Annotated in this window: 14 protein-coding genes; 9 read left to right on the plus strand and 5 right to left on the minus strand. The window is 70.2% G+C overall.

Translation table 11 applies throughout. The features are described 5' to 3' along the window. Positions 1-28 precede the first annotated feature (28 nt). A complete protein-coding gene (locus ACJ9NR_RS21335) occupies positions 29-1,234 on the plus strand; it encodes a cytochrome P450 (protein WP_412493725.1) in 1,206 nt (401 codons plus the stop codon). A 171-nt stretch (positions 1,235-1,405) separates the two neighbouring features. Here ACJ9NR_RS21335 and ACJ9NR_RS21340 read toward each other — a convergent pair whose 3' ends face one another. Continuing rightward, complete coding sequence (locus ACJ9NR_RS21340) at positions 1,406-3,010, minus strand: ABC transporter permease (protein ID WP_412493724.1); 1,605 nt, start codon at positions 3,008-3,010, stop codon at positions 1,406-1,408. Further along, complete coding sequence (locus ACJ9NR_RS21345) at positions 3,007-3,948, minus strand: ABC transporter ATP-binding protein (protein WP_412493723.1); 942 nt, start codon at positions 3,946-3,948, stop codon at positions 3,007-3,009. Before ACJ9NR_RS21345 ends, ACJ9NR_RS21340 begins: the two co-directional genes overlap by 4 nt. A 74-nt stretch (positions 3,949-4,022) precedes the next feature. On the opposite strand from ACJ9NR_RS21345, the gene ACJ9NR_RS21350 reads away from it, so the two are divergent. Next, positions 4,023-4,511, plus strand: coding sequence for a GbsR/MarR family transcriptional regulator (locus tag ACJ9NR_RS21350; protein ID WP_412493722.1), 489 nt, complete (start codon positions 4,023-4,025; stop codon positions 4,509-4,511). Between the two features lie 103 nt (positions 4,512-4,614). Further along, positions 4,615-5,226, plus strand: a complete 612-nt coding sequence (locus tag ACJ9NR_RS21355) for a Uma2 family endonuclease (RefSeq protein WP_412493721.1) — start codon at positions 4,615-4,617, stop codon at positions 5,224-5,226. Here the strand turns inward: ACJ9NR_RS21355 and ACJ9NR_RS21360 are convergent. Then, positions 5,204-6,034 carry a diacylglycerol kinase family protein gene (locus ACJ9NR_RS21360; RefSeq protein ID WP_412493720.1) on the minus strand — a complete coding sequence of 277 codons (831 nt, stop codon included), beginning with the start codon at positions 6,032-6,034 and terminating at the stop codon, positions 5,204-5,206. The genes ACJ9NR_RS21355 and ACJ9NR_RS21360 overlap by 23 nt on opposite strands. 205 nt (positions 6,035-6,239) lie before the next feature. Between ACJ9NR_RS21360 and ACJ9NR_RS21365 the strand changes: the two genes are divergently transcribed. Next, positions 6,240-7,523, plus strand: coding sequence for an adenylosuccinate synthase (locus tag ACJ9NR_RS21365; protein WP_412493719.1), 1,284 nt, complete (start codon positions 6,240-6,242; stop codon positions 7,521-7,523). A 112-nt stretch (positions 7,524-7,635) separates the two neighbouring features. Beyond that, positions 7,636-8,163, plus strand: a complete 528-nt coding sequence (locus ACJ9NR_RS21370; protein WP_412493718.1) for an STM3941 family protein — start codon at positions 7,636-7,638, stop codon at positions 8,161-8,163. A gap of 5 nt (positions 8,164-8,168) precedes the next feature. Here ACJ9NR_RS21370 and ACJ9NR_RS21375 read toward each other — a convergent pair whose 3' ends face one another. After that, complete coding sequence (locus tag ACJ9NR_RS21375; RefSeq protein WP_412493717.1) at positions 8,169-8,465, minus strand: GntR family transcriptional regulator; 297 nt, start codon at positions 8,463-8,465, stop codon at positions 8,169-8,171. Positions 8,466-8,623: 158 nt separating this feature from the next. Between ACJ9NR_RS21375 and ACJ9NR_RS21380 the strand changes: the two genes are divergently transcribed. From ACJ9NR_RS21380 to ACJ9NR_RS21395, 4 genes are all read left to right on the plus strand, one after another. Continuing rightward, positions 8,624-8,977 (plus strand): hypothetical protein, encoded by a 354-nt coding sequence (locus tag ACJ9NR_RS21380; RefSeq protein ID WP_412493716.1) that lies wholly within the window; start codon positions 8,624-8,626, stop codon positions 8,975-8,977. Then, positions 8,977-9,333, plus strand: a complete 357-nt coding sequence (locus ACJ9NR_RS21385; RefSeq protein ID WP_412493715.1) for a hypothetical protein — start codon at positions 8,977-8,979, stop codon at positions 9,331-9,333. The genes ACJ9NR_RS21380 and ACJ9NR_RS21385 overlap by 1 nt, the downstream gene beginning before the upstream one ends. 34 nt (positions 9,334-9,367) lie before the next feature. Then, positions 9,368-9,580: a hypothetical protein gene (locus ACJ9NR_RS21390; protein WP_412493714.1), complete on the plus strand. Its 213-nt coding sequence runs from the start codon at positions 9,368-9,370 to the stop codon at positions 9,578-9,580. Between the two features lie 167 nt (positions 9,581-9,747). Beyond that, positions 9,748-11,565, plus strand: coding sequence for a bifunctional metallophosphatase/5'-nucleotidase (locus ACJ9NR_RS21395; RefSeq protein WP_412493713.1), 1,818 nt, complete (start codon positions 9,748-9,750; stop codon positions 11,563-11,565). Between the two features lie 135 nt (positions 11,566-11,700). Here ACJ9NR_RS21395 and ACJ9NR_RS21400 read toward each other — a convergent pair whose 3' ends face one another. After that, positions 11,701-13,113, minus strand: a complete 1,413-nt coding sequence (locus ACJ9NR_RS21400) for a Cys-Gln thioester bond-forming surface protein (RefSeq protein ID WP_412493712.1) — start codon at positions 13,111-13,113, stop codon at positions 11,701-11,703. Between the last annotated feature and the right edge of the window lie 357 nt (positions 13,114-13,470).

Raw genomic sequence — 13,470 nt, forward strand, 5'->3', positions numbered from 1 at the left:
GCCGGGGACGCCGGGTTAGCGTCCCGGCATGGCTGCCTTCGACCCCTGGGATCCCGCGTTCGTCGCCGACCCCTACCCCGCCTACGCCGAGCTGCGCGCCGAGGGGCGGGTGCAGTACTACGAGCCGACCGACCAGTGGCTGGTGCCGCGGCACGCGGACGTGTCGGCCCTGCTGAGGGAGCGGCGGCTGGGGCGGACGTATCTGCACCGGTTCGCGCACGAGGACTTCGGGCGGACGGCGCCCCCCGCGGAACACGAGCCGTTCCACACCCTCAACGACCACGGGATGCTCGACCTGGAACCGCCGGACCACACCAGGATCCGGCGGCTGGTGTCGAAGGCGTTCACGCCGAGGACCGTCGAGCAGCTCAGGCCGTACGTGACCCGGCTGGCCGGGGAGTTGGTGGACGGGCTGGTGGAGCGGGGCGGCGGCGATCTGCTCACTGATGTCGCCGAGCCGCTGCCCGTCGCCGTCATCGCCGAGATGCTGGGCATCCCCGAGGCCGACCGCGCCCCGCTGCGGCCCTGGTCGGCGGAGATCTGCGGGATGTACGAGCTGAACCCGTCCGAGGAGGTGGCCGCCCGCGCCGTACGGGCCTCGGTCGAGTTCACGGAGTATCTGCGCGAGCTGATCGCCGAGCGGCGCCGGCGGCCCGGCGAGGATCTGATCTCCGGGCTCATCGCCGCCCACGACGAGGGCGACCGGCTCACCGAGCAGGAGATGATCTCCACGGCCGTGCTGCTGCTGAACGCGGGCCACGAGGCCACGGTGAACGCCACCGTCAACGGCTGGTGGGCCCTGTTCCGCAACCCCGCCCAGCTCGCGGCCCTGCGTGCCGACCACGCCCTGGTCCCGTCCGCCGTCGAGGAGCTGATGCGCTACGACACCCCGCTCCAGCTCTTCGAGCGCTGGGTGCTGGACGAGATCGAGATCGACGGCACGGCGATCCCGAGGGGCGCGGAGATCGCGATGCTCTTCGGCTCCGCCAACCACGACCCGGAGGTCTTCCGGGACCCCGGTCGTCTCGACCTCACCCGCGAGGACAACCCGCACATCTCCTTCAGCGCCGGCATCCACTACTGCATCGGCGCCCCGCTGGCCCGTATCGAACTGGCGGCCTCGATGACGGCGTTGCTGGAGAAGGCCCCGACGCTCGCCCTGGCGGCGGAGCCGAAGCGGAAACCGAACTTCGTGATCCGGGGGCTGGAGGGCCTGGCCGTCGAAGTGAGGTGATGATCACCCGTTCGGATGATCGCTGAGCGCCCCAGGGCGACCGCCGCGCATGCCTCGGCTACCGGGACGTCCATATGGTCAAGTTCGGCGGTAAGGTCTCGCTGCCGGACCCGGTCGGCAGCGTCATCGACACCGAGGAACTCAAGCAGTACCTCGACTGAGCGATTCACGTCACGTCGTCATGTCCCGCCGCCGCAGCCCCGCCAGCCCGGCGGCCACCAGCGCCACCGACAGCACGAGCAGAACCAGCACCGGGGTCCACTCCATCGAACCCCCCGGCAGCTTCGGCAGATGGCCGAAGGGGGAGAGGTCCAGCACCGCCCGGGGGGCGTTCAGCGCGGGGCCCACCCAGCCGATCAGCAGGACCGCGCCCGCGACTCCCCACGCCGCCTGCGCCGCCCGGGGCACGAACCCGTACAGGAGCACGGCGACCCCGCCGACCACCCACACGGCGGGCACCTGCACCACACAGGCGGCCATGATCGGGCCGACCTCCTTGCCGTAGCCGACGGCGAAGCCCAGCCCGGTCAGCACCATGATGAGGACGGTTCCGCCGAAGGCGAGGGCCAGGTGACCGCCGGCCCAGCGCAGGCGGCCCACCGCGTTCGCGAGGAGGGGTTCGGCGCGGCCGGAGGTCTCCTCGCCGTGCAGGCGCAGCACCGAGGCGACGACGTAGAGGGCCGCGATCAGCCCGAGCATGCCGGTCATCGAGGCGAGGAAGGAGTCGGTGATCCCGGACCTGCCGCCCATGCGCTCGAAGATCTGGCGGGCCTTGTCGTTGTCCCGGACCAGGTCGGCCGCCCCGTCCGTCAGGCCCCCGTAGACGACCCCCGCGAGGAAGAAGCCGGCGCTCCAGCCGAGCAGGGCGCCCCGCTGCAGCCGCCGGGCCAGCGCGCTCGCCGTGCCGAGCCGTCCGGACGCCGGTCCCGGCCGCGTCGGCAGGAAGCTCATGCCGGTGTCCCGCCGCCCGGCCAGCTCGTACGCCACCACACCCTGCACCAGCGCCGCCGCCGCGAACAGCAGCAGCACCCACCAGCGCTCACGGGCGTACGGCCTGAGGTTCTCCAGCCAGCCGAGCGGCGACAGCCAGGTCAGCACGGACGATCCGTCGTCCGTCGAGGAGTCGCCCGCCGCGCGCAGCACGAAGGCCGCGCCCAGGCCGGCCGCCGTCAGCCCGCGGGCCAGCCGCGCGCTCTCCGTGAGCTGGGCGACGATCGCCGCCAGCGTGGCGAAGACCATGCCGACGCCCGCGAGGCCGAGGCCGAGGGCGACGGCCCCCGCGCCGCCGTGACCGGCCAGGCCGCCCGCCACCAGCAGCGCCAGCGCCCCGCTCGCGACCGCCGCCGCCAGCAGCCCGGCCGTCAGCGGGGCCCGGCGGCCCACCATGCCGGAGACGACCAGCTCCTGACGGCCGCTCTCCTCCTCGTCCCGAGTGTGCCGGATGACGACGAGGAGGCTCGTGACGGCGGCCAGGGCACCGGCGTAGACCCCGACCCGCCAGGCCGTCAGGGCACCGAGCGAGTCGTCGAAGACCGGGCCGACCAGGGCGCGCAGCGAGGAGTTCGTCGCCATCTGGTGCATGAGGTCGTCGCGCTGGGCTCGGGTCCCGTACAGGGTCTTCAGCGTGTTCGGCATGGACAGCACCATGAGCGTGTTGACGGCGACCCAGACCGGGATCAGCACCCGGTCGCGGCGCAGGGCGAACCGCAGCAGGGTGCCGGTGCCGGCCAGTTGGCGCGCGCCCGCGCCGCGCAGGGTGAGCGACGTGGCGGTCACCGCGCCGCCACCTCCGCCCCGTCCGCCCCGTCCGCCCCGGCCGCCCCGGTCTCCTGGTAGTGGCGCAGGAACAGCTCCTCCAGGGTCGGCGGCGTCGAGGTCAGCGACCGTACGCCGGACTCGCTCAACTGCCGCAGTACGGCGTCGAGTTTGTCCGTGTCGACCTGGAGCCGCACCCGCCTGCCCTGGACGTCGAGGTCGTGGACGCCGGGCAGGCGGGCCAGCCCGTTGGGCGGGCCCGCCAGTTCGGCGCTCACGCTGGTCCGGGTGAGGTGGCGCAGTTCGGTCAGCGAGCCGCTCTCCACCGTCCGGCCCTTGCGGATGATGCTCACCCGGTCGCAGAGTTCCTCGACCTCGCTGAGGATGTGCGAGGAGAGCAGGACGGTCCGGCCGCGCTCGCGCTCCTCCTCGACGCAGCGCTGGAAGACCTCCTCCATCAGCGGGTCCAGGCCCGAGGTCGGCTCGTCCAGGATCAGCAGGTCCACGTCCGAGGCGAACGCGGCGACCAGGGCGACCTTCTGCCGGTTGCCCTTGGAGTAGGTGCGGCCCTTCTTGGTGGGGTCCAGCTCGAAGCGCTCGATCAGCTCGGCGCGGCGCCGTGCGTCGAGCCCACCGCGCAGCCGGCCGTAGAGGTCGATGACCTCCCCGCCGGAGAGGTTGCGCCACAGCGTCACGTCGCCGGGGACGTACCCGATCCGGCGGTGCGCCTCCACCGCCTCCTGCCAGGGGTCGCGGCCGAGCACCCGCGCGGCTCCGGCGTCGGCGCGCAGCAGGCCGAGCAGGACGCGGATGGTGGTGGACTTGCCCGCCCCGTTCGGCCCGAGGAAGCCGTGCACCTCGCCGGTCTCCACCTCCAGGTCGAGGCCGTCCAGGGCGTGCGTCCCGCCGAACCACTTGTGCAGTCCGGATACCTCGATGGCGAGGTTTGCCTTCGTCATGATTCAGAACGTACGCTTCCTTCAGAAATTTGTGAAGTTAAGGAAGTGTATAAATCCCGGCTAGGGTGGTGACCATGACGGACGAGACGGACAGGGACCAGGAGGCGGTCTCGAAGTTCGTGGAGAGCTTCGCCGCACAGCTCGTCGAGGCCGGGATGCAGCGCATGCCCGCCCGGGTGTTCGCCGCGCTGCTCTCCTCCGACGAGGGCGTGCTGACCTCCGCCGAGCTGGGCGAGCGGTTGCGGATCAGTCCGGCCGCGGTGTCCGGGGCGGTGCGCTACCTGACCATGACGCACATGGTCTCGCGCGAGCGGGAGCCGGGCTCGCGCCGGGAGCGCTACCGGGTGCACGGCGACCAGTGGTACGAGGCCCTGACCAACCGCGAGGCCATCATCAAGCGCTGGGAAGCCGCCCTGCGCGAGGGCGTCGACAGCCTCGGCCCCGAGACGCCGGCCGGCCGCCGGCTGGCCGAGACGCTCGCCTTCTTCGAGTTCATCGAGAAGGACGTGGCCCAGATGATGGAGCGCTGGCGCGTCCACCGCGAGAAGCTGTTCGGCGCCTGAGTCGGCGCCCCCGCGGGTGGATAACCGGAAACCGATCATGACCGGGTAGTCACTTGGCTACACTGAGTGGCGGGCTGGTTTCACGTGAGGGGGAGGGCGCATCATGACGTTGATGACTGAGCGACCGACGACGAGCGGTACCGAGCCCCGTGGCTTCGAGGCGTTGCTGGACGACCTCGACGAGCTGATCGTGCCCGACGGCTACAAAGCCGAGATCATCAGGGGGAACATCGTCTTGTCGCCGTGGTCGAAGGGGTACTACCGCCGTGTGATGGATCTGGTCTGCAGGCAACTGGCGCCGCACCTCCCACAAGGGCACGTCATCGAGAGGTCACCGTTCCTGTACGTCTTCCCGGACGACGAGCGAGCCTACGGATCCGACATCCATGCCGCGCACGAGCGGACGTACGAGACGAGCAGCACCCACCTGGACGGCGACGGGCTGTCCTTCGTCGCCGAGCTGACCTCCGCCTCCACCCGGGACGACGACCTCACCGACAAGGTCCGTGTCTACGGACGGGCCGGCATCCCGGTGTATCTGCTGCTCGACATGCAGGAGAAGCAGGCCACCGTCTTCTCGACCCCCTCCGCCAAGGGCTACGAGTCCCGCTGCACCAAGCCGTTCGGTGAGAAGCTGCCCCTCCCGGCGCCGTTCGACTGCGTTCTGGACACCGCCGGCTTCGAGGCGCCCGCTACGACGACCCAGGCACCGTGAGCCCCCACGCCCCCTCCAGCACGGTCCACGTCCGCCGCCGTACCGGCCCCCGCACGCCCGCGTCCGCCCGGTAGCGGAAGTCCGCCCCGGACACGCTCACGGTCCGGCCCTTCGCGCACAGGGGCGCGGCCTCCGCTCCCACGGAGACCGGCCGCACCTCCACCTCGGCCAGGCCCGTGGCGCCCGGCGTCAGCGACACCGCCTCCACCGGCTGGTCCAGGTCCACCAGCGTCACCCCGTCGACCTCCACCCTGAGCCGGGCGGGCCGGGGGGCCGAGACCGGGGCCTCGCGGGCGGGCACCAGGGTGCGCACGAGGGACTGCGCCGTACGCAGCCACGGGCGGCCCGTCTCCGGTGCCGGGGTCCGCGGGGCCGGAGGCGGGATGCGGAGCGCGCCGAGCACCACGCCGTCGCTGTCGTCCACCATCAGGTCCAGGCGCCGCTCGACCCCGTCGAGGACCGCCCGCGCCGCCGCCACCGCTCCCGCGGGCACCCCGAGCGCGTGGACCACGGAGAGCACGCTGCCCACCGGGACCACCGACAGGGCACAACCGGCCAGCTCCCGCCGGCGGTGCAGCAGGGACACGGCGCGCACCAGGGCGCGGTCGTCGCCGACCACCACCGGCCGCCGCGAGCCGCGCCGGGCCAGCGCCCGGGCGAACTCCTCGGGCCCCTCCGGCAGGCAGACCTTCGCGTGCGCACCCGCGCTGAGCACGTCTTTCGCGATACGTACCGACTCTCCGTCCGTCCGTCGGGCCACCGGATCGATGACCACCAGCAGCTGTTCGGAAGTCGGAGAAGTCGCCACCTCGGTCCAGCCTCGCTTCCTCGGGTAGCATCTTTGTGCAAGAGCCCCTTGCGCTATTGCGCCAGGGGCTTCGTCTATTCCGGGGCCATCCGGTCCGACGGTTCGCGGCCAACGACGCTCGCGGCCGGTCGTGGTGCACGCGGCGGGAACCCTACGCGTACGCCCCTGACCTTGGACATGCCCCGCCCGGAAGGGGTGTACGCGCGTGCCCGCACTTGTGCTGCTCGGTGCTCAGTGGGGTGACGAAGGCAAGGGAAAGGCGACGGACCTGCTCGGCGGATCCGTCGACTACGTGGTGCGCTACCAGGGCGGCAACAACGCCGGCCACACGGTAGTCGTGGGCGATCAGAAGTACGCCCTCCACCTGCTCCCTTCCGGAATCCTCTCGCCGGGGTGCACCCCGGTCATCGGCAACGGCGTCGTCGTCGACCCGTCGGTCCTGTTCTCCGAGCTGAACGGGCTGAACGAGCGCGGCGTCGACACGTCCAAGCTCCTGATCAGCGGTAACGCTCACATCATCACGCCGTACAACGTGACGGTGGACAAGGTGACGGAGCGCTTCCTCGGGAAGCGGAAGATCGGGACCACCGGCCGCGGCATCGGGCCGACCTACGCGGACAAGATCAACCGCGTCGGCATCCGCGTGCAGGACCTCTACGACGAGTCGATCCTCACCCAGAAGGTCGAGGCGGCCCTCGACGTCAAGAACCAGATGCTCACCAAGCTCTACAACCGCCGCGCGATCGCGGTCGACCAGGTGGTCGAGGAGCTGCTGGGCTACGCGGAGCGGCTGCAGCCGTACGTCGCGGACACCGTCCTGGTGCTGAACCAGGCGCTGGAGCAGGACAAGGTGGTGCTGTTCGAGGGCGGCCAGGGCACGCTCCTCGACATCGACCACGGCACGTACCCCTTCGTGACCTCGTCGAACCCCACCGCGGGCGGTGCCTGCACCGGCGCCGGCGTGGGCCCGACGAAGATCAGCCGGGTCATCGGCATCCTGAAGGCGTACACGACCCGCGTCGGCTCCGGCCCCTTCCCGACCGAGCTCTTCGACGAGGACGGCGAGGCGCTGCGCCGCATCGGCGGCGAGCGGGGTGTGACCACCGGCCGGGACCGCCGCTGCGGCTGGTTCGACGCGGTGATCGCCCGCTACGCGACCCGGGTCAACGGCCTGACCGACTTCTTCCTCACCAAGCTCGACGTCCTCACCGGCTGGGAGCAGATCCCGGTCTGCGTGGCCTACGAGATCGACGGCAGGCGCGTCGAGGAACTGCCGTACTCGCAGACCGACTTCCACCACGCGAAGCCGGTCTACGAGACCCTGCCCGGCTGGTCCGAGGACATCACCAAGGCGAAGTCCTTCTCCGACCTGCCGAAGAACGCCCAGAACTACGTCAAGGCGCTGGAGGAGATGTCCGGCGCGCCGATCTCGGCGATCGGCGTGGGCCCGGGGCGGGACGAGACGATCGAGGTCAACTCGTTCCTGTGACGCTACGGCCGTACCGGGCCGCCCCGGGTCGGGCGGCCCGGCACGGCCACCGCACCGCACGGTCGGCGAAAGGGTTCCGCCGGCGAGGGCTCCGGTCCTATCGTCTGACCCCATGATCAGCGATGGCGTTCCCCGGTCTCCTACGGTCTATCCGCCCGCCAAGGGGCGTATGTGGGCCATGATGGCCGGCTCTCTGGTCTTCGTCGCTCTGGGCGTCGTCTTCCTCGCAGTCCACAGCAGCGTGAAGATGACCGTGGCAGGGGTGCTGGCCGTACCCTTCTTCGGGTTCTGCTCGGTGATCATCGCCCGGCGCCTGCTCCGGAACCGACCGGAGCTGGTGCTGGACGACGCGGGGCTGGAGCACGTGCACCTGGGCCGGTTCGCCTGGGACGAGATAGCCGCCGTGCGGATCCGCGATCAGCGGGTGCGCGGCGCCTCGCACTGGTTCATCGAGCTGGTGCTGCACGATCCGGACGCCTATCTGGCGCGAGCGCCCAGGCTGGTCCGCGGCGCCGCGTCCATGAACGCGCGAGTGGGCTTCGGCCCGGCGAACATGGCCGTGAACACCTTGCCGGTGCCGCCTGCGGCGGTTCTGGACGCGATGCGGCGTCACTGCCCCGGGCTCGTGGTGCAGGGCTGAGCCCTTCAGTCTTTCGGTTCGCTGTCTTCGGGGGAGTCGTTCGGGGGCTGGGCCACCACGAAGGAACCCTTGCCGCGTACGGTGACGATCAGTCCGCGTTCGCGGAGCTCCTGCGCCGTACGCCGCGCGGTGAGGCGTGCGACGCCGTACTCGTCGGCGAGGTGGTTCTCGGAGGGGATGGGCCGGTCCGGCGCCAGCTCCCCGGACGCGATCTTTCCGGCGATGACGTCGGCCAGCTGCACGTAGAGCGGTCTCGCGCTCAACGGGTCGAGCATCGTCTTCGGCTGATCGGTGTCGCTCATATGTCCAACGTAGAGCGGTAGCGACTTCCCCGTTCGTGTGGATCCCTCTGTACTTGTATGTAGAGGGCTACGTACAGGTGTAGCGTCCAAGACGAAAAGAGCCCCGGCGAGGCGGCAACCTCCCGGGGCACGGCCCACGCTTACACAGGAGCGTAGACATGACCGACCTTATCCCGCGCGCCCTCCAATGGCTGCGCCTCTTCCTCGGTGCCGGCACCGGACGGCGCCGTAAGCCGCGATCCCAGCGCGACCCGTTCCCCCGGCTCCACCCCAGCCCCGTCCACCCCACCACCACGCTCCCGCGCCCCCGCTCCCCGTACGGCCTGCACGCCCCCCTCGACGGCAGCGACTCCGCCCTCGTCCGCCCCTACCTCGCCGCCCTCGAACGGGAAGCCGGGGAAGCTCAAGCGGCAGCGATCCGGCAGCGCCGCCGTCTCGCTCTCGTGCTCGCCGCCGACTTCGGGATCGACCTGGACCGGCACCTGGTCGGCGTGACGGAGGTGGCGGCCTGATGGAGCCCGCGAACGGCGCCCCCGTACCCCTCGTCACCCCCTGGCTCCTGCCCTGGCCGTCCCCGGAGGGCAAGCCCTGCTACCTGGTCACCGACAGCGCGGGCGGCTACCTCTCCCGGCTCGCCGACGACTTGGAAGCCGCTCAACTCGCCACCGCCGCCGACGTGCTCGACCTCGCCCGCACCGTGCTGGACGACCCCGCGTCCCCGCACACCGAGGTCCGCTACGCCGGCCGCCGTCTCGCCGAGTGCCTGACCGACGCCCTGCGCGTCGCCGAGTCCCGGGGCCTGCGCCTGCCCGCGCCCTGCCCCGAGGAGACGGCGGACGTCGTGGAGGAGGGGCCGAGGAACTCCTAATAGATGTAGGTGCGCCCCGGTGGACACTGGAGGCATGAGCGTCCACCGGAACGCACGCTGCCGGGGACCGTACGGCGGTGAAGGCGACCACGCCGGCGGTACGGACTGCTCCGACCCGGCGGTCTTCGAGGTCGCCCGGCACAACCTGCCGCCGCTGCTGGTGTGCCCGGTGCACCTCGGGCCCGCCCTGCTGATGGCGAACGGTGTGCTGTGGCCGCCCGAGATCAGGCTCATCGGCTCCCTCTGACCCGGTTCGCCCAGCGGCCTCCTGAGTGACTCATGACTCATCCTTGACCTGGACATGGTCTTTTCCTGGTTCCCGGCACTGCCGGGGCGCGAGCACGATCTACGCGGGTAGCCGCCGCACGGCCCGCTCATCTACTCGCGTCAACTCCAGCCTCTCAGGAGCCTTGAATGCCCCTCAATCCCATGAACCGCCGGGAGTTCGTGAAGAAGTCGGCCGTCACCGGCGCGGCGGTCGCCGCGGCGGGAACGGTCGGCACCGGTACCGCCGAGGCCGCCGGCCGCAGACACGGCAGGGCCCCGAGGACCTGGTCGTTCTCCATCCTGGGCACCACCGACCTGCACAGCCACGTCTTCGACTGGGACTACTACAAGGACGCCCCCTACAGCGACAAGGCGGGCAACTCCGTCGGCGTCGCGCGCGTCGCCACGCTGGTGAAGCAGCAGCGCGAGGCGAAGGGCGAGGAGCACGTCCTGCTCGTCGACGCCGGTGACATCATCCAAGGGACCTCGCTGGCCTACTACTTCGCGCGCGTCGACCCGATCACCGGCAAGGACGGCAAGCGGGGCCCGGAGCACCCGATGGCCGTCGCCATGAACCACATGCGCTACGACGCCGCCGCGCTCGGCAACCACGAGTTCAACTACGGCATCGACCTGCTGCGGAAGTTCGAGCAGCAGTGCCGCTTCCCGCTGCTGGGCGCCAACGCGCTGGACGCGAAGACGCTGCGGCCCGCCTTCCAGCCGTACGCCGTGAAGCGGATCTGCGTGCCGGGCGCGCCCGACATCAAGGTCGGCATCCTGGGGCTGACCAACCCCGGCATCGCGCTGTGGGACAAGGACAACGTCGGCGGGAAGATGGTCTTCCCCGGGCTGGTGGAGCAGGCGAAGAAGTACGTGCCGCGGCTGCGCGCGCTCGGCTGCGACGTCGTCTTCCTGACCGACCACTCCGGTCTCGACGGGTCCTCCTCCTACGGCGACGCGCTGCCGTACGTCGAGAACGCCTCCAACCTGGTCGCCGAGCAGGTCCCCGGCATCGACGCGATCCTGGTCGGCCACACGCACGTCGAGGTGCCCTCCTACACCGTCAAGAACGAGGAGACCGGCGAGGACGTCCTGCTCTCCGAGCCGTACTGCTGGGGCTACCGGCTCAGCGTCTTCGACTTCGAGCTCGAACTGCACCACGGGCGCTGGCGGGTGACGAAGAAGACGGCCCAGACCCTCAACACGAACACCGTGGAGGAGGACCCGGAGATCAGGAGGCTCCTGGAGGCCGACCACGAGCTGGTGGTGAAGTACGTCAACACGCCCGTGGGCACCTGCACCGAGGACCTCTCGGCGGCGGAGTCCTGCTGGAAGGACGTGCCCATCATGGACTTCATCCACCAGGTCCAGATGGACACGGTGAAGACCGGACTCTCGGCCTCCGACGCCGCACTGCCGCTGATCTCGGTGGCGGCCCCCTTCTCGCGCACCGCCGACATCCCGGCCGGCAGCGTCACCATCAAGGACATCGCCGGCCTCTACATCTACGACAACACCCTCTACGGCAAGAAGCTGACGGGCGCCCAGCTCAAGGACTACCTGGAGTACGCGGCGAAGTACTACCACCAGGTCCCGGCGGGCACGAAGGTCGACACCGCGACGCTGACCAACGCCAACAACTTCTGGGACTACATGTACGACACCGCGGCCGGCGTCTCCTACGACATCGACATCGCGCAGGCCGAGGGCTCGCGGATCAAGAACCTCAGTTACAACGGCGCCCCGGTGGCGGACGACCAGGTCTTCGTCGTCGCGGTCAACAACTACCGCGCGAACGGCGGTTCGGGCTACCCGCACATCGCCACGGCCGACATCGCCTACAGCTCCACCAACGAGATCCGCCAGCTGATGATCGACTACGTGACGTCCAAGGGCACCCTGGACCCGGCCGACTTCGCGGTCACCAACTGGAAGCTGACGCAGGCCGGAACGCCCGTGTTCTGACGTTCTGACTGTCGCCGCCGCGGCACCGTTGCCGCCGAACGACCGAAAGCCCCGCCGGAACGAATTCCGGCGGGGCTTTCCGGTTTCAGGCCTTCTCAGTCAGGCCGGTTCACCGGGGTGCGGTGAGGTGTCCGCTCAGGCGGACGGGGTGGAGCGGCGCTTGCGGAGGAAGAAGACCAGGCCGCCGCCCGCGATCACCAGGGCCGCGGCGATGCCCGCGATGACCGGGGTGGCGCTGCTGCTACCGGTCTGGGCCAGGTCGCCGCCCGAGGTGTTGTTGTTGTTCGTGGTCGGGGCGTTCGGCGACGGGCTGGCGGAAGAACCGTTGCCGCCACCGCCGTTGTCGGAGGTCTTGCAGTCCAGGACGCCCTGCGTCTTCCACGGCCCGAAGCCGGCCGGGCCCTCGACCTTGATGGAGTAGGACTGGTCCTCGCCGACCTTCACCAGGACCTTCGCGGACTTGCCGGGCTGGACGGTGTGGCTCTCGCCGTTCAGCTTGAAGGTGAAGTCCTGGTCACCGCTGTTGGTCGCGGTCACCTCGACGCCGCCCGCGGTGCAGCTCTTGTCGAAGGTGACGGACGGGATCGGGCCCTTGTGCTCCTTCGGCGCCCAGGCGCCGGTCGCGGTCGCGGAGACCGGCACGTCCGTGCTGCCCGCCAGGATCAGGGTCTGGCTCTTCTTGTCCACGGGGGCGAAGACCCGGCCGACCTCGATGCGGGTGGTGGTCGAGGCGTTCAGGGTGCCCTCACCCTTGGCGGCATCGGCCGGCACCTTGAAGAAGAGCTTGTCGCCGTTGGAGGCGGTGGTGGCGGGGTTGCCGTTGCCGTCGACGACGGTCACACCGTCGGCCTTCGACTTGTCGTCGAGGCCGATCTGGACCTTGTCGGCGCTGGTGTTGACGGTGACCGGGCCGACCTTGTCACCGCTGTTGCCGGACACGCTGTCCGGCGTGAGCTGCAGCGACGGCAACGGCTCCTCGGTGGAGCCCTGCTTCTCGGCCTGGTCCTCGAGCCACTTGGTGACCTTGTCGGCGGCGCCGTTCTTCGGGTGGGCGTTCACACCGTCGGAGAAGTGCCAGATGGCGGCCTGGGTCGCGGCGGCTGCGGTGTCCTCGTTGAGCTGCTGGACACCGGCCTTCGAGGCCAGATCGGCCGGCTGCACCACGGGGTAGGCGTGCTGCAGGATCCAGCGGATCTTGCCGAGGCGCTCCTTCTTGTCGGACAGGACCGAGTGGTCCCAGTCCGTCTCGGTGTACTTGGTGCCCTTCGACGTCGGGTTGTGGATGTCGATGCAGTAGGTCTCGAGGGCGCCGTTCTGCAGCGTCAGCCGGATCGTGCCACCGGTGAGCCGTTCCTCGACCTTGCCCGAGTCGTCGAGGATGTTGACGCGGCCGCCGTGGACGATGTTGCCCAGGACGGCGACGTTGGTGTCGCCGCCGTCGTCGGCCGCCGCCGTCCCGGCAAGGGCCAGGGTTCCGGCGCACAGCATGCCCGAGGCGAGCACGGCGCCGGTGACGGACGGTATGGACCGCCCTCGAACAAGGAACATGGATAGCTCTCCTCCCGGCGGTCTCACACGGACACACCGCCGACATGCCACGCCCCCAGATATGCGCGGCTCGTGTTGGTCGCCGCCCATCCTAGGGAAGCCTGTGACGGGCGGAACTACCGGGGCGGAGAAGACTAGTTGAGACTGCATCAAACCTGAGACCACAAGCGTCCGCTATTACCGCGAATTGTCGGTAATTCGGTGAGCGCGAGGGGGCGGGTAGGCCGCGTACCCGCCGCCGGGACCGTCGCATTCGCCGCGCATAACAATTTCGACTCGGCCCGATAGAACGGTGGTTCGTGTACAAGAGGGCTCGCGGAGTCAAGTGTGCACGAGTTACTACCGTCAGCCGTCTGC

It is taken from the genome of Streptomyces sediminimaris (assembly GCF_047049295.1).
Lineage (GTDB): Bacteria > Actinomycetota > Actinomycetes > Streptomycetales > Streptomycetaceae > Streptomyces > Streptomyces sediminimaris.